This window comes from Streptomyces sp. NPDC050263, from assembly GCF_040655955.1.
Classification (GTDB): domain Bacteria; phylum Actinomycetota; class Actinomycetes; order Streptomycetales; family Streptomycetaceae; genus Streptomyces.
Genome location: NZ_JBFAKW010000074.1, coordinates 16,038 through 34,201, shown reverse-complemented (window position 1 = coordinate 34,201; position 18,164 = coordinate 16,038). Strand labels below are relative to the sequence as shown.

Below are 18,164 nucleotides of genomic sequence, written 5' to 3'. Positions count from 1 at the left end.
CCGCAGCGCTCAACGCTTCGCCTCCCCGGCCGGGCCCTCCTGTTCCGCGTGCGTCAGCGCGGCCCGGGCCTCCTCCAGTTCGGCTTGCGCCTCCAGCGCCTCCAGCCGGTCGGCCTCCAGCAGTTCGTGGACGGAGTTCATCAGCGTCTCCATGTCGACGACCCCGGTGTACTCGCCGCGCCGCCCGGTGACCACGACCCGCCCGGTGGTGTCCGTCAGCACCGCCTCCAGCGCGTCGCGCAGGGTGGCGTCCCGGGTCACCGTGTCGCCGACCAGGGTGCCCGCCCGCGCCAGCGAGCCCCTGGCCCGCGTCAGGTCCCCGCGGCGCAGCCACTTGTAGGGCCGGCACTGCTTGTCGAGGAGCAGGATCTCGTCGGTGCCGCTGGAGCGGAGCCGGTTGAAGACGGTCTGGAGCGGGTCGTCGACGGTCACCGTCGGACAGTCGGTGATCTCCACGTCCCGCACCCGGCTGAGGTTGAGCCGCTTCAGGGCCGCCCCCGCCCCCACGAACCCCGAGACGAAGTCGTCCGCCGGGTTGGTGAGGATCGCCTCCGGGGTGTCGAACTGGGCGATGTGGGAGCGCTCGCGCAGCACGGCGATGCGGTCGCCCAGCTTGATCGCCTCGTCGAAGTCATGGGTGACGAACACGATCGTCTTGTGCAGCTCGTGCTGGAGCCGGATCAGCTCGTCCTGGAGATGGTCGCGGGTGATCGGGTCGACGGCCCCGAACGGCTCGTCCATCAGCAGCACCGGCGGATCCGCCGCCAACGCCCGGGCCACGCCCACCCGTTGCCGCTGTCCGCCGGACAGCTGGCGCGGATAGCGGCCGTGGAACTCGCCGGGGTCGAGTCCGACCAGGTCGAGCATCTCCTCCACCCGGTCCCGGATCCGGGGCTTCGGCCAGCCGATCATCTTCGGCACGAGGGCGATGTTCTGCGCAACTGTCATGTGCGGGAAGAGCCCGGACGACTGGATCGCGTAGCCGACCTTGCGGCGCAGCTTCACCGCGTCGATGTCGGTGACGTCCTCGCCGCCGATCCGGATCCGCCCGCCGGTCGGCTCGATCAGCCGGTTGATCATCTTCAGGGTGGTCGACTTCCCGCACCCCGACGGCCCGACGAAGACGACCGTCTCACCGGCCTTGATCTCCATGTTGACGCTGTCGACGGACGGGTTGGGGCTCCCGGGGTACCGCTTGCTGAGGTTCTCCAGCTCGATCGACGCGCCGTGTGCTGCGGACTCTGCGTCAGACACGGATCCCCCTGGGAATCGTCAGCCGTCCGATCAGGACGTACGCGGCGTCGAACAGCAGGGCCAGCACGATGATCCCGAGCGTGCCCGCGAGGACCTGGTTGAGCGCGTTCTTGCTGCCCGGCGAGGCCAGGCCACGGAAGATCTCGTTGCCGAGGCCGGGCCCGGAGGCGTAGGCGGCGATGGCGGCGATGCCCATCAGCATCTGGGTGGAGACCCGGATCCCGGTCAGGATCGGCGGCCAGGCCAGCGGCAGCTCGACCCGTGCCAGCCGCGTCAGCCGGGACATCCCGATGCCCGTCGCCGCGTCCACCAGGGCGGGGTCGACACCGCGCAGTCCGACGATGGAGTTCCGCACGATCGGCAGCAGCCCGTACAGGGTCAGCGCGATCACCGTGGGCGGCACGCCCAGGCCCACCAGCGGGATCAGCAGACCGATCATGGCGAGCGACGGGACGGTCAGGACGGTGGAGGTGGCGGTGGCGGCGAGGTCGCCGCCCCAGTCGCTGCGGTAGGAGACGGCCCCGATCAGCACGCCCACCAGGGTCGCCACGACCATGCACTGGAAGACGACGCCGGCGTGTTGATACGCGTCGGTGAGCAGTTGCTGGTGACGGTTGTCCAGGTACTCCCAGAAGCTCACACGCCCTCACCGCCCGACATCGACTGGATCGACTGGATCGACTGGGTCCTACTCCCGTGCGTCCTCGGCCGCCTGTTCCACCAGCGGGATGATGCGCAGCGGAACGGGGTTCTCCATCACGATCGCGGTGGAGGCCCGGACAATGCCATCAAAGCCGACAACCCGGTCGATGACCCGCTGGAGATCGGCGTTGGACCGGGCCACCAGCCGGCACATCATGTCTCCGCCGCCGGTCGTGGTGTGCAGCTCCAGCACCTCCGGCACGGATGCCAAGTGCGCCCGTACGTCGGGGCCTTGCCCCTGGCGGATCTGGAGGGTGGCGAACGCGGTGACGGGATAGCCGAGGGCCGCCGGATCGACCTGCGGCCCGAACCCCCGGATGACTCCATTCGACTGAAGGCGGTCGAGCCGCGCCTGCACGGTCCCCCGGGCCACGCCCAGCCGCCGGGACATCTCCAGCACCCCCAGCCGCGGCTCCCGTGCCAGCAGCACGATGATCCGGCCGTCCAGCTGATCGATCGCCATGCCTGCCCGCCTCCGAGATGGTCACCCTGTACAGAAAGCCCGCCGAAACCCTCGTACCGCTGGGCAGATTGTCCAGCGGACACGTGAACTATTGCGCACCTTGCGGGCCGGAGCGAGGCTTTCGGTATGACGCAGACCACGCACCGCACTCCCGACACCGCCCGGCAGGCCGACCCCTTCCCGGTCAAGGGAATGGACGCGGTCGTCTTCGCCGTGGGCAACGCCAAACAGGCGGCGCACTACTACTCCACCGCCTTCGGCATGCGGCTGGTCGCCTACTCCGGACCGGAGACCGGCAGCCGCGAGACCGCCGCGTACGTGCTCACGAACGGCTCGGCCCGCTTCGTCCTCACCTCCGTCGTCAAGCCCGCCACCACCTGGGGCCACTTCCTCGCGCAGCACGTGGCCGAGCACGGCGACGGCGTCGTCGACCTCGCCATCGAGGTCCCGGACGCCCGCGCCGCGTACGCCTACGCCGTCGAGCACGGCGCCCGCTCGATCGCCGAGCCCTACGAGCTGAAGGACGAGCACGGCACGGTCGTCCTCGCCGCGATCGCCACCTACGGCGAGACCCGCCACACCCTCGTCGACCGCTCCGGCTACGACGGCCCGTACCTGCCGGGTTTCGTGGCCGCCGACCCGATCGTCGAGCCGCCCGCCCACCGCACCTTCCAGGCGATCGACCACTGCGTCGGCAACGTCGAACTCGGCCGGATGAACGAGTGGGTCGGCTTCTACAACAAGGTCATGGGCTTCACGAACATGAAGGAGTTCGTGGGCGACGACATCGCCACCGAGTACAGCGCGCTGATGTCGAAGGTCGTCGCCGACGGCACCCTGAAGGTCAAGTTCCCGATCAACGAGCCCGCGGTCGCCAAGAAGAAGTCCCAGATCGACGAGTACCTGGAGTTCTACGGCGGCGCCGGCGTCCAGCACATCGCGCTCAACACAGGCGACATCGTGCAGACGGTCCGCACCATGCGGGCGGCCGGCGTGCGGTTCCTCGACACCCCGGACTCCTACTACGACACCCTCGGCGAGTGGGTCGGCGACACCCGCGTCCCCGTCGAGACCCTGCGCGAGCTGAAGATCCTCGCCGACCGCGACGAGGACGGCTACCTGTTGCAGATCTTCACCAAGCCGGTCCAGGACCGTCCGACCGTCTTCTTCGAGATCATCGAACGGCACGGCTCGATGGGCTTCGGCAAGGGCAACTTCAAGGCCCTCTTCGAGGCGATCGAACGCGAGCAGGACAAGCGCGGCAACCTGTAGCCGTCACTCGGGGAAGGCGTCACTCGGGCAGGGGCCGTTCGGGCGCCTCGCCCAGCTGGACCAGGGCCTCCCGGGCCACCGGGCCCAGCAGCGGTGAGAAGTACGGGTTGATCTGCAACGCCTCCCGGAGGTGCCGCCGGGCCGGCCCGTCCTTGCCGAGCCTCCGCTCGATCATGGCCAGGTGGTAGAGGTACGGCGCGCTGCGCATCGCGCCGCCGTGCACCCGGTCGGTGGCGATCAGGGCGAACCCCAGGGCCGCCTTGTCGTCGCCGGCCCGGTGCAGCGCCCAGCCCAGCGCGTCCGCGACCGCGATCCCCGGCTGGCGCCGCCACTCGGCCCGCAGCCGCCGGACCGCCGAGACCGGGTCCCCGTGGTCCGCCTCGAACCGGCCGAGCAGCAGCTCCCCGTCGACCCCGCCCGCCGCCTCCTGCCGCACCCGCGTCCGCAGCAGGTCGTAACTCACCTGCGCCGCCTGCGTCAGCCCCAGCGACTCGTACAGCTCGCCCAGCTCCAGCGCGTACCCCGGCAGCGGCTGGCGCGCGAGCGCCGCCCGGTACGCGCTCAACGCCTCCGACGTCCGCCCCAGCGCCGCCAGCGCCCGCCCCTGCCCGGCCTGCGCGGCCCGCTGGTCGGGGTCGAGCCGGACCGCCTCCTGGAAATGCCGCAGCGCGTCCTCCCGCTCGCCGCGCTCCCAGGCGAGCTGCCCGGCCCGCTCCAGCCAGGCCGCCTGCTCGGCGGGGGAGGAGGCGCCTGCCGCCGCGTCCGCCAGCGCCGCCTGCGCGTCCTCGCGCCGGCCCTGGTCCCAGTAGACGCCCGCGGCCCGCGCCCGCACGGCCGGCCCGGAGTGCAGCGCCAGCAGCCGGTCGAGGGACTTGCGGGCCTTCTTGTAGTCGCCGAGCCCGGTGTACGCGTCGATGAGCTGCGGATACGTCGTCCAGCGCGTCGGCGCCAGCTTGCGCGCGGCCTCGCCCCAGTTCAGCGCGGCCCGGAAGTCGCGGCGCGCGTTGGCCAGCGCGGCCAGCCCGTCGAGCGCGTCGGCGTTGCGCTCGGGGCGCACCTTCAGCGAGGTCCGCAGCGCCTGCTCGGCCTTGGGGTACTGGACGGCCACGTCGGCGGTGCGGCGGCCCTGCTCGACGTAGGCCGCGGCGAGCACCGCCCAGGACCGTGCGTCCCGCGGATGCTCCCGCACCCTGCTCTCGCGCTCGTCGATCAGCACCGCCAGGTCGGACAGCGCGGCCGGCACCCCGGCCCGGACCGCCGCGGCCGCCTGCGCGCCCGCGGCCGGTGCGGGCGCCCGCTGCCCCGACCCCCCGCCGGGCAGGCACATCAGCACCCCGCCGCCCAGCACCAGACACCCCACGAGCGAGCCGACGACCAGCCGCCGCCGCCGGACCACCTTCCCGGGGGCATCCTCGGGGGCGGTGTCCTGTTCCTTCTGCATGGCGTCGTTCTCCATGGCGCTCACTGTGCGCCAGTACGACGACCGTATGACGTCAGCCGAAGTGTCCGGCGGACGGGGTTCACACCGATGGCCCCGGGTGCGAACCTGTGATCATGAGCCGTAGCCTCGTAGAACGTCTGCTCACCGGCCTGCCCGCCGAGGCCGTCCTCACCGACCCGGACGTCACGGTCTCCTACGCCAACGACATGGCCGGGTTCTGCCCGGCCGGCACCCCGGCGGCGGTGGTGCTGCCGCGCACGGCCGAAGAGGTCCAGCACGTCATGCGCACGGCGACCGAACTGCGCGTCCCGGTCGTTCCACAGGGCGCCCGCACCGGTCTGTCCGGCGGCGCCAACGCCTCCGAGGGCTGCATCGTCCTCTCCCTCGTCAAGATGGACCGCATCCTCGAGATCAACCCGGTCGACCGCATCGCCGTCGTCGAACCGGGCGTCGTCAACGCGACCCTCTCCCGCGCGGTCGACGCACTCGGTCTCTACTACCCGCCGGACCCCTCCAGCTGGGAGATGTGCACGATCGGCGGCAACATCGGCACCGCCTCGGGCGGCCTGTGCTGCGTGAAGTACGGGGTGACGGCCGAGTACGTCCTCGGCCTGGACGTCGTCCTCGCCGACGGCCGGCTGATGACCACCGGCCGGCGCACCGCGAAGGGCGTCGCCGGGTACGACCTCACCCGGCTGTTCGTGGGCTCCGAGGGCTCGCTGGGCGTCGTCGTCCGGGCGATCCTGGCGCTGCGGCCGCAGCCGCCGCGGCAGTTGGTGCTGGCGGCCGAGTTCGCGTCGGGGGCCGCCGCGTGCGACGCGGTGTGCCGGATCATGGCGGGCGGGCACGTCCCGTCCCTCCTCGAACTCATGGACCGGACGACGGTCAGGGCCGTCAACGACCTCTCCCGCATGGGACTTCCGGAGACCACCGAGGCGCTGCTGCTCGCCGCCTTCGACACCCCCGACCCGGCCGCCGACCTCGCCGCCGTCGGCGCGCTGTGCGAGGCGGCCGGCGCGACGCAGGTCGTCCCCGCCGACGACTTCGCCGAGTCCGAACTCCTGCTCCAGGCACGCCGATCGGCGCTCGTCGCTCTGGACGCCGTCAAGGGCACGACGATGATCGACGACGTCTGTGTGCCCCGGTCGAGACTCGGCGAGCTGCTCGAAGGCGTCGAACGCATCGCGCAGAAGCACGAGTTGACCATCGGGGTCGTCGCCCACGCGGGCGACGGCAACACCCACCCGACGGTCTGCTTCGACGCGCAGGACCCCGACGAGTGCCGGCGCGCCCGCGACTCCTTCGAGGAGATCATGGGCCTCGGCCTCGAACTCGGCGGCACCATCACCGGCGAGCACGGCGTGGGCGTGCTGAAGAAGGAGTGGCTGGCGCGCGAGATCGGGCCCGTCGGCGTGGAGATGCAGCGGGCCGTGAAGGCGGCCTTCGACCCGCTGGGCATCCTCAACCCGGGCAAACTGTTCTGATCACCCACTCTCCCTCACTCTCCGTCCCGGGCCCCGTCCCCCGGCCACGGGTCGGAGAGCCTCAGGTCGTCCGCGGGCGTCGCGGCGAGCAGCTCGGCCAGACCGTCGTCGATGCCGAGCTGCTCGGCCTCGGTCCCGGGCGGCACCACCCGCAGCGTCCGCTCCAGCCAGGCCGAGACCTGGGGGGCGGGCGCCTGGAGGAGGGCGTCGCCGTCGGGCGAGCTCAGCGCCATCAGCACGACGCTGCGCCCCTCCGCCTTCGTCGGCCACACCCGCACGTCCCCGTGCCCGCACGGCCGGAACACGCCCTCGATCAACAGCTCACGGGCGAACGTCCAGTTGACGGGCTGCTCGGAGTTGATGTGGAAGGTGACCAGGACGGCGAACGGGTCGTCGCTGCGGAAGCTGAGCCGGGCCGGGACCGGGATGCTGCGTTCCGGCGACAGGATGAGCCTGAGCTCCAGTTCGCGCTCCACCACCGTGTGACGCATGTCGGTTCTCCTCTCGATACGGGCCTCGCACGGGCCCGCGGGTGGGCCCGTACGAGTGGAGAGCGAGTGGGGCCGGAACCATTACGCGGGTTCGGAGAACTTTTTTCCGAGAGTTCCCCTGCCCGGCGCCGACGGAGGGCATGGTCCGGTTCCGAACGTGTGAAGAGCCTGCACGGGGTTGCCCGGAAAGGAGCGGGTACGGCAGGACTGGCGGTGCGGCCCCGCGTCGGTCTGATAGATGTGGAGCCCCCCATCCCACCCCCGAGCAGATACGGGACGACGGACATGAGCGCCCCAACCCCGGCCCCCGGCGACGACCGGCCCCGCGAAGGGTATTACCCGGACCCGTCCATCCCTGGATACGTCCGGTACTGGAACGGTGCCTCCTGGGTACCGGGCACCAGCCGGCCGGCGCCGTCCGACGGCCGGCCGCTCACGCCCCCGCCCGGCGGCGGACCCGCGGCCTCCGTGGAGGAGACCGGCCCGCACTTCTTCGACGAGGACCCGGCGGCCGCCCCGGCCGACCCGTACGGCGGCGGCCCCGAGCCCTCCTCCGCGTGGGGCGCCGACCGCTCCCGCCAGTCCGGCTTCGGCGGCGACCAGGACCGCCGGGTCTCCTGGGGCTCCCCGCCGGCCGCCGACCCGAGGGTGCCCGCCCCGGCCCAGCCCGAGGGCCTGTCGACCAGCACGGACGGCATGACGACGATCCCGCCCGCGGAACCCGCGGACGGCGGCGGCGCGGGTGCCGGGGACGTGGTCTCCGGGGGCACGTTCGTCTTCCGCCGGCCGACGGCGAGCGACGGGGGCGCGGGCGCGGCCCCCGCCGGTCCCGCCGGCCTCGTCCCCGACGAGGGCACCGTCACCTTCCGTGCGCCGGGCCCGCGCACGGGCCACCAGGACGGCGCGCCCGACGCGCCCTCCGGGAGCACGCCGGGCCCGGGCGGGGCCTTCGCCCCCGGGGCCCAGGGCCCGACGACGGTTCCGGCGCCGCCCCCGGCGACGCCCGCCGCCCCCGCCAAGCCCGGCTTCGGCGCGGGCAAGGCGGCCGCCGAGCGCGCGGCGGCCGCCCAGTCGGCGGTGGCTCCGGCCCCGCTTCCTGCCCCGCAGGGCGGCCCCGCAGGCTTCCCGGCCGCCGCCGCCCAGCAGGCCGCCCCGAGCGTCCCGCAGCAGACGGGCGGCCCCGGCGGCCCGATTCCCGGGCCGCCGCAGCCGCAGCCCGGTGCGGCGATGGTCCCCGGTTCCGGCGGCGGGCAGCCCTCGTGGGCGCAGCAGGTGCACCGGCTCGCGGGCGAGGACGGGCCCGTCGCGCCGTGGAAGCCGCCGGTCGAGGACATCTTCCAGGCGGCTGCCCGGCGGCAGTCCGAGGCCCGTCCGGCCGGTCTCGGCAAGCGGTTCGCGGCCCGGCTCGTCGACACGGTCGTCCTCGCGGCCGTCACGGGCGCCGCCGCCGTGCCGCTCGGCCTGAAGGCCCTCGACCACGTCAACGACAAGATCGACGCGGCCAAGCTGACCGGCGAGAGGGTCACCGTCTGGCTGCTCGACGGCACGACGTCGGTGTACCTGGGGATCGTCCTCGCCGTCCTGCTGGTCTTCGGGGTGGTGTACGAGGCGCTGCCGACCGCCAAGTGGGGCCGCACGCTGGGCAAGAAGCTGCTCGGGCTCGAGGTGCGGGACATCGAGGGCGGTTCGCCCCCGTCGTTCGGGGCGGCTCTGCGCCGCTGGCTCGTGTACAGCGTGCCGGGGCTGCTCGCCGTCGGTGTCGTGGGCGTCGTGTGGGGTCTGTTCGACAAGCCGTGGCGGCAGTGCTGGCACGACAAGGCGGCGCACACCTTCGTCGCCGGCTGACACCCACCCGACGACGACCTGACGACGCGTCCCCCGGACGGCCGCTCGCCGGATGCGGAGCCGGGGGGTTCGCGGTCGACTCGGGGGCATGACCACCGAACCGCCCCCCGGCGGCGGCGAGCCGCCGGAGGACGACCCGCTCCGGAAGCGGCCGCCGCAGCCCCCGCACGACGAGGGCCAGGGCTCGCCGTACGACACTCCGCACGGCCCGCAGGAACCGGAGGATCCGTTCGGCGGCAGCGGTTCGTACGGCGGCGGCCCGTACGGCGGCGGTGGCGGCCCGTACGGGGGCGACCCCTACGGCGGTTACCCCGCGGACCCGCTCTCCGGGATGCCGCCGCTCGCCGACAGCGGCAAGCGCACGCTGGCCCGGATCATCGACATGATCCTCGTCTTCATCGTGGTGGCGCTGCTGTCATGGGCGTTCGGGGTCGCCCAGTACACCGTGGACACGGACGACATCGAGTTCGGCAAGACCTTCGGGCGGGAGCTGATCACCGCGATCCTGTACGTCGCGTACGACACGGTCCTGACCGCCCGGTCCGGGCAGACGCTGGGCAAGAAGTGGCTGGGCATGCGGGTGGCCAACCTCGACGACGGCTCCACGCCCTCCGTGCAGACGTCGCTGATCCGGGCCCTGGTGCTGTGGGTGCCGTTCGCGTTCTGCTGCGCGTGTCTGTGGACGGCGGTCTGCGGCGGCTGGAGCTTCTTCGACAAGCCCTACAAGCAGGGCCTGCACGACAAGGCGGCCAAGACGGTGGCGGTCAGCACCGGCTGACGCACCCTTCGGCGGCAAGCGCGGCCAGGGGCCGGCACCTCGCACGAGGTGCCGGCCCCTGGCCGCGCGCACAGCCGGGTGTCAGGGAGCCGTGCGCTCCCGGACGTGCTCGGGGGCCGAGGCGACCGAAGCCGGCACAGGCGCGTTCACGGGCGTGTGCACCGGAACGGCGACGGTGACCGGGGTGACGGGAACGGAGACGGGCTCGGGCCTGCTCGCGGGCTTCTTCGCCGAGGAACGGGCCACGATGCTCCGGGACGGCTTCGGCGCCGGCACCGTCATGGCGACGAGCAGGCCGAGCGCGACCGCGGCGACGACGATGACGGAGATCGCGGGGCCCGAACTCGTCTGTGACAGCAGCAGCATGGCGAGCGTCGAGAAGATGACGGTGCAGGAACCGTACGTGAGCTGTGCGAGGTTCGGACGAGGCATGGCAATCGTGTCCTCGGAAGCGGGGGCGGTCTCGACTCTATTCGGCTGCATGCCCGAGTGGAACGAACGGTAAGCGTGACCTAACCCACGGTGCCGGTGCACAGGGGGCGCACGGAGTCATGGCGTCCACCAAGTGGACTGTCGTGCGCGCCCGTCATGTAACAGTCATATGTCCGCAATGCGAACAGCCGGTCCTGATAATGCAATTGACTTGTTCAAGTCAAGGTCTGTCTTTTCTTCCAAACCAGTAGTCAAATGGCGTCACTTGACTACACGCGTATAACAGCGCGCGGACCTTCCTTGACAGGGAATCCCCCCTACCGCGCGCACGGACGCGTGCGTGGGAGGACATCAAGTGAGCAGTAGAACCTGGACGTATCGGACGGCCGCGACGGTCGTCGCCCTTGCGGCGGCCTCGGCGACGTTCACGACGTTCGCCGTTGCGCAGGCCGCCGAGAGCGGCTCGGCGAAGGCCCCGGCGGCGGACCGGCAGGACCCGCAGCCCGAGAAGGCCCACGAGCACGACTTCGACGGGCCGCTCAGCAAGACCCAGGAAGCCCAGCGCGAGGAGGCCCTCAAGCAGGTCATATCCGGCGAGGCCACGGTCAAGGACCGGGACGGCTCCAAGGTCGTCCGGCTCGACAGCCGCAAGGGCGACAGCAAGTACGTCGAGCTCGGCCGCGAGAAGACCGACAAGATCTTCACGATCCTCGTCGAGTTCGGCGACCAGGTCGACCCCCGCTACGGCGGCACCGTCGGCCCGCTGCACAACCAGATAGCCGCGCCGGACCGCACCAAGGACAACAGCACGGCCTGGCAGGCGGACTACAACCAGGCGCACTTCCAGGACCTGTACTTCGGCACCGGCAAGAAGACCGAGTCGCTGAAGAAGTACTACGAGAAGCAGTCCTCGGGCCGCTACTCGGTCGAGGGCGAGGTGACCGACTGGGTCAAGGTCCCCTACAACGAGGCCCGTTACGGCTCCAACGACGCCTCCACCGGCGCCTGGTACGCGGTCCAGGACGGCGTCAACGCCTGGGTCGCCGAGCGGGAGGCGGCCGGCGCCACCGCCGCCGAGATCAAGGCGGAGCTGGCCGAGTTCGACCAGTGGGACCGCTACGACTACGACGGCGACGGCGACTTCAACGAGTCCGACGGCTACATCGACCACTTCCAGATCGTGCACGCCGGCGAGGACGAGTCCGCGGGCGGCGGCGCCCAGGGCGCGGACGCCATCTGGGCCCACCGCTGGTACGCCTTCGGCACCGACGCCGGCTCCACCGGCCCGGACACCAACAAGCTCGGCGGCGCCCAGGTCGGCGACACCGGCATCTGGGTCGGCGACTACACCATCCAGCCGGAGAACGGCGGACTCGGCGTCTACGCCCACGAGTACGGCCACGACCTCGGTCTGCCGGACGAGTACGACACCTCCGGCGGCGGCGAGAACTCCACCGGCTTCTGGACGCTGATGTCGTCCGGCTCCTGGCTCGGCACCGGCAAGCAGGCCATCGGCGACCTGCCCGGCGACATGAACGCCTGGGACAAGCTCCAGCTGGGCTGGCTGGACTACGACGTCGCCAAGGCGGGCGTGAAGTCCACCCACACGCTCGGCGTCGCCGAGTACAACACCAAGAACGCCCAGGCCCTCGTGGTCCAGCTGCCGGAGAAGGAGGTCACCACCGAGGTGGTCGCCCCGGCCGAGGGCGCCACGCAGTGGTGGAGCGGCAGCGGCGACAACCTGCGCAACTCCCTGAGCCGCACGGTCGACCTGACCGGCAAGACCTCCGCCGCCCTGTCCCTGGACGGCTGGTGGGACATCGAGCAGGACTACGACTACCTGTACACCGAGGTCTCCACCGACGGCGGCGCGAGCTACACGCCGATCGACGGCACGCTGGCCGACGGCAGCGCGATCCCGCGGGACGGCAGCGGCAAGCCGGCCCTCACCGGCACGGTCGACGCCCACCAGAAGCTGACGTTCCCGCTGGACGCCTACGCGGGCAAGCAGATCAGCCTGCGCTTCCGCTACGCCACCGACGGCGGCGTGGCCCAGAAGGGTTTCACGGCCGACGAGATCACCGTGACGGCGGACGGCGCCGCGCTCTTCTCCGACAACGCGGAGAGCGCCGACGCGGCCTGGACGGCGAGCGGCTTCTCCCGCATCGGCGCGTCCATCACGGACGACTACGCGCAGTACTACATCGCCGAGAACCGCCAGTACGTGTCGTACGACAAGACCCTCAAGGTCGGCCCGTACAACTTCGGCTTCTCGACCACCCGCCCCGACTGGGTCGAGCACTACCCGTACCAGAACGGCCTGCTGATCTGGAAGTGGGACACCTCCCAGGCGGACGACAACACCAGCGTCCACCCGGGTGAGGGCCTGATCCTCCCGGTCGACTCGCACCCCACCCCGCTGAAGTGGGCCGACGGCACCGCGATGAACGCCCGTCTGCAGAGCTTCGACTCGCCCTTCAGCCTGTACCGCACGGACGCGATCACGCTCCACCGCGCGGACGTCGCGGTCAAGATCAAGTCCCGTCCGGGCGTCGGCGTCTTCGACGACGGAAAGTCGACGTACTACGACGCGGCGACCCCGCTCGCGGGCGTCAAGGTCACTGACACCAACACCTCGATCAAGATCGTCAACGAGGCCCTGAACGGCTCCACGATCAAGGTGAAGGTCGGTCCGTCGGTGAAGTAGCCGACATAACCGCAGGTCACAGCCACATCGGCGGCAGCCCCCTGGCGGGTTGCCGCCGATCGTGTTTAGGTGCCTCCTGTGAATCTCTTATTGACGCCGACTCGCACGGGGGTGTGACCGCATGGCCGCAGGAGGCTTCTGCAAGCTGCCCGACGGCATGGTGGTGGTGGCGGTCAACCTGCCCAGCCCCACCGCCCGAGAGGGCCTCCCGGGGCCCCTCACGGACGTCCGCGTGCTCGTCCACGCCCAGAACCGGGCCCGAGCCCTGACCAGGCTCCGCAACCTGGGCCTGCGCGCCGTCTACCTGCGCGGCAACGCCGCTCCGCCCACCCCCGACGAGATCACGGCCGTCCTCCACCACCCGGACGGCCTGATATGGCGCACCGCCCCCGACAACGCTGTCCCGCTCGACGTGACGGTCGTACCGGAGCTGTGGCGGCCCATCCGGGCGCTGCTGCGGAAGTCGGCGGCCTGAGGCGGCGCTCAGTACGCCTCGACGACCTCCACGTCTTCCTCCGTGACCACTCCGTCCACGATGCGGAACGAGCGGAACTGGAACTCGCCCCCGCCGTCCGTGTCCGCCGTCGACACCAGCACGTAGTGCGCGCCCGGCTCGTTCGCGTAGGTGATGTCCGTGCGCGAGGGGTAGGCCTCGGTGGCCGTGTGGGAGTGGTAGACGACCACCGGCTCCTCGTCGCGGTCGTCCAGCTCGCGGTAGAGCTTCAGCAGGTCACCGGAGTCGAACTCGTAGAACGTGGGCGACATGGCCGCGTTCAGCATCGGGATGAAGCGCTCGGGGCGGTCCGCGCCCTCGGGGCCCGCGACGACGCCGCACGCCTCGTCGGGGTGGTCCTTGCGCGCGTGCGCGACGATCTTGTCGACGAGGTCCTGGGTAATGGTCAGCATGGTCGTCAGGATAAGCAGACCGGACAGCGGACCGAACTGCCGACCGACAGCCGACCGGACGGACGAAGGGGCCGCTCCGTACCGGGGAACGGTACGGAACGGCCCACATCGCGGACGTCCTGAGCGGCTGCCGCAGGGGGCGCCACGAGAGCTCCCTGCGGCCGGACGTCCCGGGGAAGGGCTCTCAGCCGCCGATCTTCTCCAGCTCAGGCTCGCGCCGGGCGGTGACGTCGGGGTTGCGGCCCTTGAGGATCGCCCAGCCGATGCCGAGGGCGGCGGCCCAGCCCGCCATCACGTAGAGGCAGACGCGCGAGTCGGCGTCGTACGCGATCAGGCAGGTCACGAAGAGCAGGAACACGATGGCCACCCAGCTGAACGCCGAACCGCCCGGGGCGGGGAAGCTGGACGCGGGCAGCCGGCCCGCGACGACCGCGCGGCGGTACAGGACGTGGCTGATCAGGATCATCAGCCAGGTCCAGATGCCGGCCGCGGTGGCCACCGAGGTCACGTAGCCGAATGCCTTCTCCGGGACGATGTAGTTCAGGACCACGCCGATGCCCATGAAGGCGACGGAGACCGCGATGCCGAAGGCCGGGGTCTTGGTCGACGACAGCTTCCTGAACGCCGCGGGGGCCTCGCCGCTGTCGGCCAGGTTCCGCAGCATGCGGCCCGTGGAGTACATGCCCGAGTTGCAGGAGGACAGGGCCGCGGTCAGCACGACGAAGTTGACGATGCCGGCGCCCGCCGGGATGCCGATCTTCGCGAACGCCTCGACGAACGGCGAGACGCCCGGCGCGAACTCGGTCCACTTCACGACGCACAGGATGACGGTGAGCGCGCCGACGTAGAACAGCGCGATGCGCCAGGGGAGCGTGTTGATCGCCTTGGGGAGGGTCTTCTCCGGGTTCTCCGACTCACCGGCCGTGACGCCGACCAGCTCGACCGCGAGGTAGGCGAACATGACGCCCTGGAGGGTCATCAGGGACGAGCCGACGCCCTTGGGGAAGAACCCGTCGAACTCCCACAGGTTGGAGACCGCGGCGGTGTCGCCGGCGCTGCTGAAACCGAAGGTCAGCACGCCCAGGCCGATCACGATCATGCCGATCAGCGCGGTGACCTTGACCATCGAGAACCAGAACTCGAGCTCGCCGAAGACCTTCACCGAGATCAGGTTGACCCCGAAGAGGATCACCAGGAAGACCAGCGCCGTCACCCACTGGGGGACGGCCGGGAACCAGTAGTTGACGTAGATCGCGGCGGCCGTCAGCTCGGCCATGCCGGTGACGACCCACATCAGCCAGTACGTCCAGCCGGTGAAGTAGCCGAAGAACGGGCCGAGGAACTCACGGGAGTACTCCGCGAACGACCCCGAGACGGGCCGGTAGAGCAGCAGCTCGCCGAGCGCCCGCATGATGAAGAAGACGATCGCGCCCGCGAGGGCGTACATCAGGATGAGGCTGGGACCGGCCTTGGCGATGTTCGCCCCGGCGCCCAGGAAGAGGCCGACGCCGATGGCCCCGCCGATCGCGATCATCTGGACCTGGCGGCTGCCGAGCCCGCGCTCGTACCCCTCTTCGGGGGTGTCGGTGACAGCGGTGTCAGTGACCTTCTCAGAGGTCATGTGTGGTGCGCCTTTCTCCTAATCCCCCCGTGTGCTGGAGCTGCCCGGCCGACGGTCCGTCGGCCATACGGCGAACCCGGCGGGACATGGGTGGCGTCCGCCGGGCGGTCGTGAAGATTTATCACGCCCGCAACACTGATCACCGGCAGGACATGTGGCGCACACCACAGGAAGAAGCGGACAAAACGCATCCCCGGACGGCATAACCGGCCGGGGAGGTGATGTGATCGTTATCCGGATTTGAGCGTCCGCTGAGCGAACAGGACGGCTGGAGAATTACGGCGAACTATGACAAGGCGAACTATGGCGAACTACGACAAGGCGAACTACGGCAAAAGGGTCGTCACGAGCGTCTCCTGGAGCCCGCCCAGCCACAGGTACGCCATCACCATCGGCTTGCGCGGGTCCGAGTCCGGCAGCCGGTAGAGGAGGTCGGTGTCGTCCTCGTCCGTGATCTCCAGCCGGGAGCCGATCGCCAGGCGCAGGTCGTTCAGCGCGCGCAGCCACTGCTGGGACTCGGCCGGCGACAGCTTCAGCACCGCCCCGCCCTCGCCGGCCGACTCGGCGGCCAGCGCGTCCAGCGAGCGGACCACCGCGAGGGCGTTCTCGCGCTTCCCGGCCCGCAGGTCGTTCTCGGTGAAGCGGCGGAACTCGGCCGAGTGCGCCTTCTGCTCGTCCGCCTGCTTCGGTCCCGAGGCGCCCTCCGGGTCGGAGTAGGCGTCCGGGAACAGGCGGCGCAGCACCGGGTCGGCCGGCGGCTCGCTCGGCCCCTCGGCGAAGAGTTCGGCGAGCGGGTCGTCGGGGGCGTCCCCGGCGGGGCCGGGGCCGATGAGCTCCAGGAGCTGCACGGCCAGCGACCGGATGATGGAGATCTCGACGTCGTCGAGTGCGACGGCCGCGCCGCCGCCGGGGATCGATTCGAATTGTCCAGGCATTGAGGGGAGGCTACTTCCGGTCCTGCTGGAGGGTGGCCCACAGGCCGTAGCCGTGCATGGCCTGCACGTCGCGTTCCATCTCCTCGCGCGAGCCGCTGGAGACCACCGCCCGGCCCTTGTGGTGGACGTCGAGCATGAGCTTGGTGGCCTTGTCCTTCGGATAGCCGAAGTACGTCTGGAAGACATAGGTCACGTAGCTCATCAGGTTGACCGGGTCATTGTGGACGATCGTGACCCACGGGACGTCCGGCTCGGGTACGGCGAAGACCTCCTCCGCCGACTCGGTGCGTTCGATCTCAAGGGGAGCGGGTGACGTCACATGGCCCATGCTGCCACGCATCCCGGAAATCGTCACACTGACGAAATGGGGGTACCATGCTTGCCATGCTGCACAGACCGGGGGACAACCCCCGGACCCCCGGCCGACGTCGGGGGCACCCGGAGACACAGGGCTAGGAGTGCTTTCGTGGACGTGGCGGACCTTGGGCTGCCGGTGGACGTTCCCTCTACCGCGCTCTTCACGGACCAGTACGAGCTGACCATGCTGCAGGCCGCCCTGAAAGCGGGCACGGCCGAGCGGCGCAGCGTGTTCGAGGTCTTCACCCGGCGGTTGCCGGACGGCAGGCGCTACGGCGTCGTCGCCGGCACCGGGCGCGTCCTGGACGCCGTCGAGAACTTCCGCTTCGACGCGGCCGTCCTCGGCTTCCTGCGCGAGCGGAACATCGTCGACGCGGCGACCCTGGACTGGCTCGCCGGATACCGCTTCTCGGGTGACGTCTGGGGCTACCCGGAGGGCGAGGTCTACTTCCCGGGCTCGCCGATCATGCGCGTCGAGGGCTCCTTCGCCGAGTGCGTGCTCCTGGAGACCGTGATCCTCTCCATCCTCAACCACGACTCCGCGATCGCGGCCGCCGCCTCCCGGATGTCCTCCGCGGCCGGCGAGCGGCCCCTGATCGAGATGGGCGCCCGCCGCACCCACGAACTGGCCGCGGTCGCCGCCTCCCGCGCCGCGTACGTCGGCGGCTTCACCACCACCTCCGACCTGGCCGCCGGCTTCCGCTACGGCATCCCCACCGTGGGCACCAGCGCCCACGCCTTCACCCTGCTGCACGACACCGAGCGGGACGCCTTCCAGGCCCAGGTGAACTCGCTGGGCCGCGGCACCACCCTGCTCGTGGACACCTACGACGTCGCCGAGGCCGTCCGGATGGCCGTCGAGGTCGCCGGGCCCGAGCTCGGCGCGGTCCGCATCGACTCCGGCGACCTGCTGCTCGTGGCCCACCGGGTCCGCCGGCAGCTCGACGAGCTGGGCGCGCGGGACACCCGGATAATCGTCACCTCCGACCTCGACGAGTACGCCATCGCCTCGCTCGCCGCGGCCCCGGTGGACGCGTACGGCGTCGGCACCCAGCTGGTCACCGGCTCCGGGCACCCGACCTGCTCGATGGTCTACAAGCTGGTCGCCCGCGCCGAGTCCGCCGACCCCAAGGCCCCGCTGGTCCCGGTGGCGAAGAAGTCGTCCGGCGGCAAGACCTCGATCGGCGGCCGCAAGTGGGCGGCCCGCCGGCCCGACGCACAGGGCGTCGCCGCGGCCGAGGTCGTCGGCACCGGGCCCGTCCCCGCGCAGCTGGCCGACCACCAGCTGCTCGTCGAGCTGGTCAAGGGCGGCGAGGTCGTCGCCCGCGAGCCCCTGGACGTCGTCCGCGACCGCCACGCGGCGGCCCGCGCCGACCTCCCGCTCTCCGCGACCCAGCTCTCCCGCGGCGAACCCGTCATTCCGACGGAGTACGCGACGGAGTAGACCCCCTCCCGTACCGCCGACAAAGTCTCTAG

17 protein-coding genes are annotated in these 18,164 nt (G+C 71.1%); 7 read left to right on the top strand and 10 right to left on the bottom strand.

All coding sequences use genetic code 11. The annotated features are described in order from the left end of the window. Positions 1 to 9: 9 nt before the first annotated feature. The 3 genes from AB0J04_RS28650 to AB0J04_RS28640 are packed head-to-tail and all read right to left on the bottom strand — an operon-like array spanning position 10 to position 2,419. Positions 10 to 1,254: a betaine/proline/choline family ABC transporter ATP-binding protein gene (locus tag AB0J04_RS28650; protein ID WP_363171447.1), complete on the bottom strand. Its 1,245-nt coding sequence runs from the start codon at positions 1,252 to 1,254 to the stop codon at positions 10 to 12. Continuing rightward, the gene (locus tag AB0J04_RS28645) at positions 1,247 to 1,894 is read right to left on the bottom strand and encodes an ABC transporter permease (RefSeq protein WP_363171446.1); all 648 of its coding nucleotides are present in this window, start codon (positions 1,892 to 1,894) and stop codon (positions 1,247 to 1,249) included. The genes AB0J04_RS28650 and AB0J04_RS28645 overlap by 8 nt, the downstream gene beginning before the upstream one ends. 48 nt (positions 1,895 to 1,942) lie before the next feature. Next, a complete protein-coding gene (locus tag AB0J04_RS28640) occupies positions 1,943 to 2,419 on the bottom strand; it encodes an Lrp/AsnC family transcriptional regulator (protein WP_363171445.1) in 477 nt (158 codons plus the stop codon). Positions 2,420 to 2,545: 126 nt separating this feature from the next. On the opposite strand from AB0J04_RS28640, the gene hppD reads away from it, so the two are divergent. Next, entirely contained in the window at positions 2,546 to 3,691 is a 1,146-nt protein-coding gene (gene hppD / locus AB0J04_RS28635; RefSeq protein ID WP_363171444.1) for a 4-hydroxyphenylpyruvate dioxygenase, read from the top strand. 19 nt (positions 3,692 to 3,710) lie between these two features. Here hppD and AB0J04_RS28630 read toward each other — a convergent pair whose 3' ends face one another. Beyond that, positions 3,711 to 5,132, bottom strand: coding sequence for a tetratricopeptide repeat protein (locus tag AB0J04_RS28630; protein WP_363171457.1), 1,422 nt, complete (start codon positions 5,130 to 5,132; stop codon positions 3,711 to 3,713). Positions 5,133 to 5,245: 113 nt separating this feature from the next. Here AB0J04_RS28630 and AB0J04_RS28625 point away from each other — a divergent pair, with 113 nt between their 5' ends. Further along, complete coding sequence (locus tag AB0J04_RS28625) at positions 5,246 to 6,616, top strand: FAD-linked oxidase C-terminal domain-containing protein (protein ID WP_363171443.1); 1,371 nt, start codon at positions 5,246 to 5,248, stop codon at positions 6,614 to 6,616. 14 nt (positions 6,617 to 6,630) lie between these two features. Here the strand turns inward: AB0J04_RS28625 and AB0J04_RS28620 are convergent, their stop codons facing one another. Next, the gene (locus AB0J04_RS28620) at positions 6,631 to 7,107 is read right to left on the bottom strand and encodes an SsgA family sporulation/cell division regulator (protein ID WP_363171442.1); all 477 of its coding nucleotides are present in this window, start codon (positions 7,105 to 7,107) and stop codon (positions 6,631 to 6,633) included. 285 nt (positions 7,108 to 7,392) lie between these two features. Between AB0J04_RS28620 and AB0J04_RS28615 the strand changes: the two genes are divergently transcribed. Together AB0J04_RS28615 and AB0J04_RS28610 are read left to right on the top strand one after the other, a co-directional pair. Next, positions 7,393 to 8,952, top strand: coding sequence for an RDD family protein (locus AB0J04_RS28615; RefSeq protein WP_363171441.1), 1,560 nt, complete (start codon positions 7,393 to 7,395; stop codon positions 8,950 to 8,952). Between the two features lie 88 nt (positions 8,953 to 9,040). Continuing rightward, the gene (locus AB0J04_RS28610; RefSeq protein ID WP_363171440.1) at positions 9,041 to 9,730 is read left to right on the top strand and encodes an RDD family protein; all 690 of its coding nucleotides are present in this window, start codon (positions 9,041 to 9,043) and stop codon (positions 9,728 to 9,730) included. Between the two features lie 81 nt (positions 9,731 to 9,811). Here AB0J04_RS28610 and AB0J04_RS28605 read toward each other — a convergent pair whose 3' ends face one another. Further along, positions 9,812 to 10,162, bottom strand: coding sequence for a hypothetical protein (locus AB0J04_RS28605; RefSeq protein ID WP_363171439.1), 351 nt, complete (start codon positions 10,160 to 10,162; stop codon positions 9,812 to 9,814). A gap of 355 nt (positions 10,163 to 10,517) precedes the next feature. Between AB0J04_RS28605 and AB0J04_RS28600 the strand changes: the two genes are divergently transcribed. Both AB0J04_RS28600 and AB0J04_RS28595 read left to right on the top strand, forming a co-directional pair. Further along, positions 10,518 to 12,869: an immune inhibitor A domain-containing protein gene (locus tag AB0J04_RS28600; RefSeq protein WP_363171438.1), complete on the top strand. Its 2,352-nt coding sequence runs from the start codon at positions 10,518 to 10,520 to the stop codon at positions 12,867 to 12,869. 121 nt (positions 12,870 to 12,990) lie between these two features. Then, entirely contained in the window at positions 12,991 to 13,344 is a 354-nt protein-coding gene (locus AB0J04_RS28595) for a hypothetical protein (protein WP_363171437.1), read from the top strand. 8 nt (positions 13,345 to 13,352) lie between these two features. Here AB0J04_RS28595 and AB0J04_RS28590 read toward each other — a convergent pair whose 3' ends face one another. The 4 genes from AB0J04_RS28590 to clpS all read right to left on the bottom strand — a co-directional run bounded on the left by AB0J04_RS28590 (position 13,353) and on the right by clpS (position 16,659). After that, positions 13,353 to 13,775 carry a M67 family metallopeptidase gene (locus AB0J04_RS28590; protein ID WP_363171436.1) on the bottom strand — a complete coding sequence of 141 codons (423 nt, stop codon included), beginning with the start codon at positions 13,773 to 13,775 and terminating at the stop codon, positions 13,353 to 13,355. A gap of 184 nt (positions 13,776 to 13,959) precedes the next feature. Next, positions 13,960 to 15,396, bottom strand: coding sequence for an amino acid permease (locus AB0J04_RS28585; RefSeq protein ID WP_363171435.1), 1,437 nt, complete (start codon positions 15,394 to 15,396; stop codon positions 13,960 to 13,962). 326 nt (positions 15,397 to 15,722) lie between these two features. After that, complete coding sequence (locus AB0J04_RS28580; protein WP_363171434.1) at positions 15,723 to 16,331, bottom strand: DUF2017 domain-containing protein; 609 nt, start codon at positions 16,329 to 16,331, stop codon at positions 15,723 to 15,725. Between the two features lie 10 nt (positions 16,332 to 16,341). Then, complete coding sequence (gene clpS / locus AB0J04_RS28575; RefSeq protein ID WP_266409291.1) at positions 16,342 to 16,659, bottom strand: ATP-dependent Clp protease adapter ClpS; 318 nt, start codon at positions 16,657 to 16,659, stop codon at positions 16,342 to 16,344. 138 nt (positions 16,660 to 16,797) lie between these two features. Between clpS and AB0J04_RS28570 the strand changes: the two genes are divergently transcribed. Further along, a complete protein-coding gene (locus tag AB0J04_RS28570; RefSeq protein WP_363171433.1) occupies positions 16,798 to 18,132 on the top strand; it encodes a nicotinate phosphoribosyltransferase in 1,335 nt (444 codons plus the stop codon). Positions 18,133 to 18,164: the final 32 nt, after the last annotated feature.

Coding starts and splice junctions, on each gene's coding strand:
- AB0J04_RS28580 (WP_363171434.1), bottom strand. CDS start 16,331: ATGCCTGGACAATTCGAATCGATCCCCGGCGGCGGCGCGGCCGTCGCA.
- AB0J04_RS28640 (WP_363171445.1), bottom strand. CDS start 2,419: ATGGCGATCGATCAGCTGGACGGCCGGATCATCGTGCTGCTGGCACGG.
- AB0J04_RS28610 (WP_363171440.1), top strand. CDS start 9,041: ATGACCACCGAACCGCCCCCCGGCGGCGGCGAGCCGCCGGAGGACGAC.
- AB0J04_RS28630 (WP_363171457.1), bottom strand. CDS start 5,132: ATGCAGAAGGAACAGGACACCGCCCCCGAGGATGCCCCCGGGAAGGTG.
- AB0J04_RS28585 (WP_363171435.1), bottom strand. CDS start 15,396: ATGACCTCTGAGAAGGTCACTGACACCGCTGTCACCGACACCCCCGAA.
- AB0J04_RS28590 (WP_363171436.1), bottom strand. CDS start 13,775: ATGCTGACCATTACCCAGGACCTCGTCGACAAGATCGTCGCGCACGCG.
- clpS (WP_266409291.1), bottom strand. CDS start 16,659: ATGGGCCATGTGACGTCACCCGCTCCCCTTGAGATCGAACGCACCGAG.
- AB0J04_RS28620 (WP_363171442.1), bottom strand. CDS start 7,107: ATGCGTCACACGGTGGTGGAGCGCGAACTGGAGCTCAGGCTCATCCTG.
- hppD (WP_363171444.1), top strand. CDS start 2,546: ATGACGCAGACCACGCACCGCACTCCCGACACCGCCCGGCAGGCCGAC.
- AB0J04_RS28625 (WP_363171443.1), top strand. CDS start 5,246: ATGAGCCGTAGCCTCGTAGAACGTCTGCTCACCGGCCTGCCCGCCGAG.
- AB0J04_RS28605 (WP_363171439.1), bottom strand. CDS start 10,162: ATGCCTCGTCCGAACCTCGCACAGCTCACGTACGGTTCCTGCACCGTC.
- AB0J04_RS28595 (WP_363171437.1), top strand. CDS start 12,991: ATGGCCGCAGGAGGCTTCTGCAAGCTGCCCGACGGCATGGTGGTGGTG.
- AB0J04_RS28615 (WP_363171441.1), top strand. CDS start 7,393: ATGAGCGCCCCAACCCCGGCCCCCGGCGACGACCGGCCCCGCGAAGGG.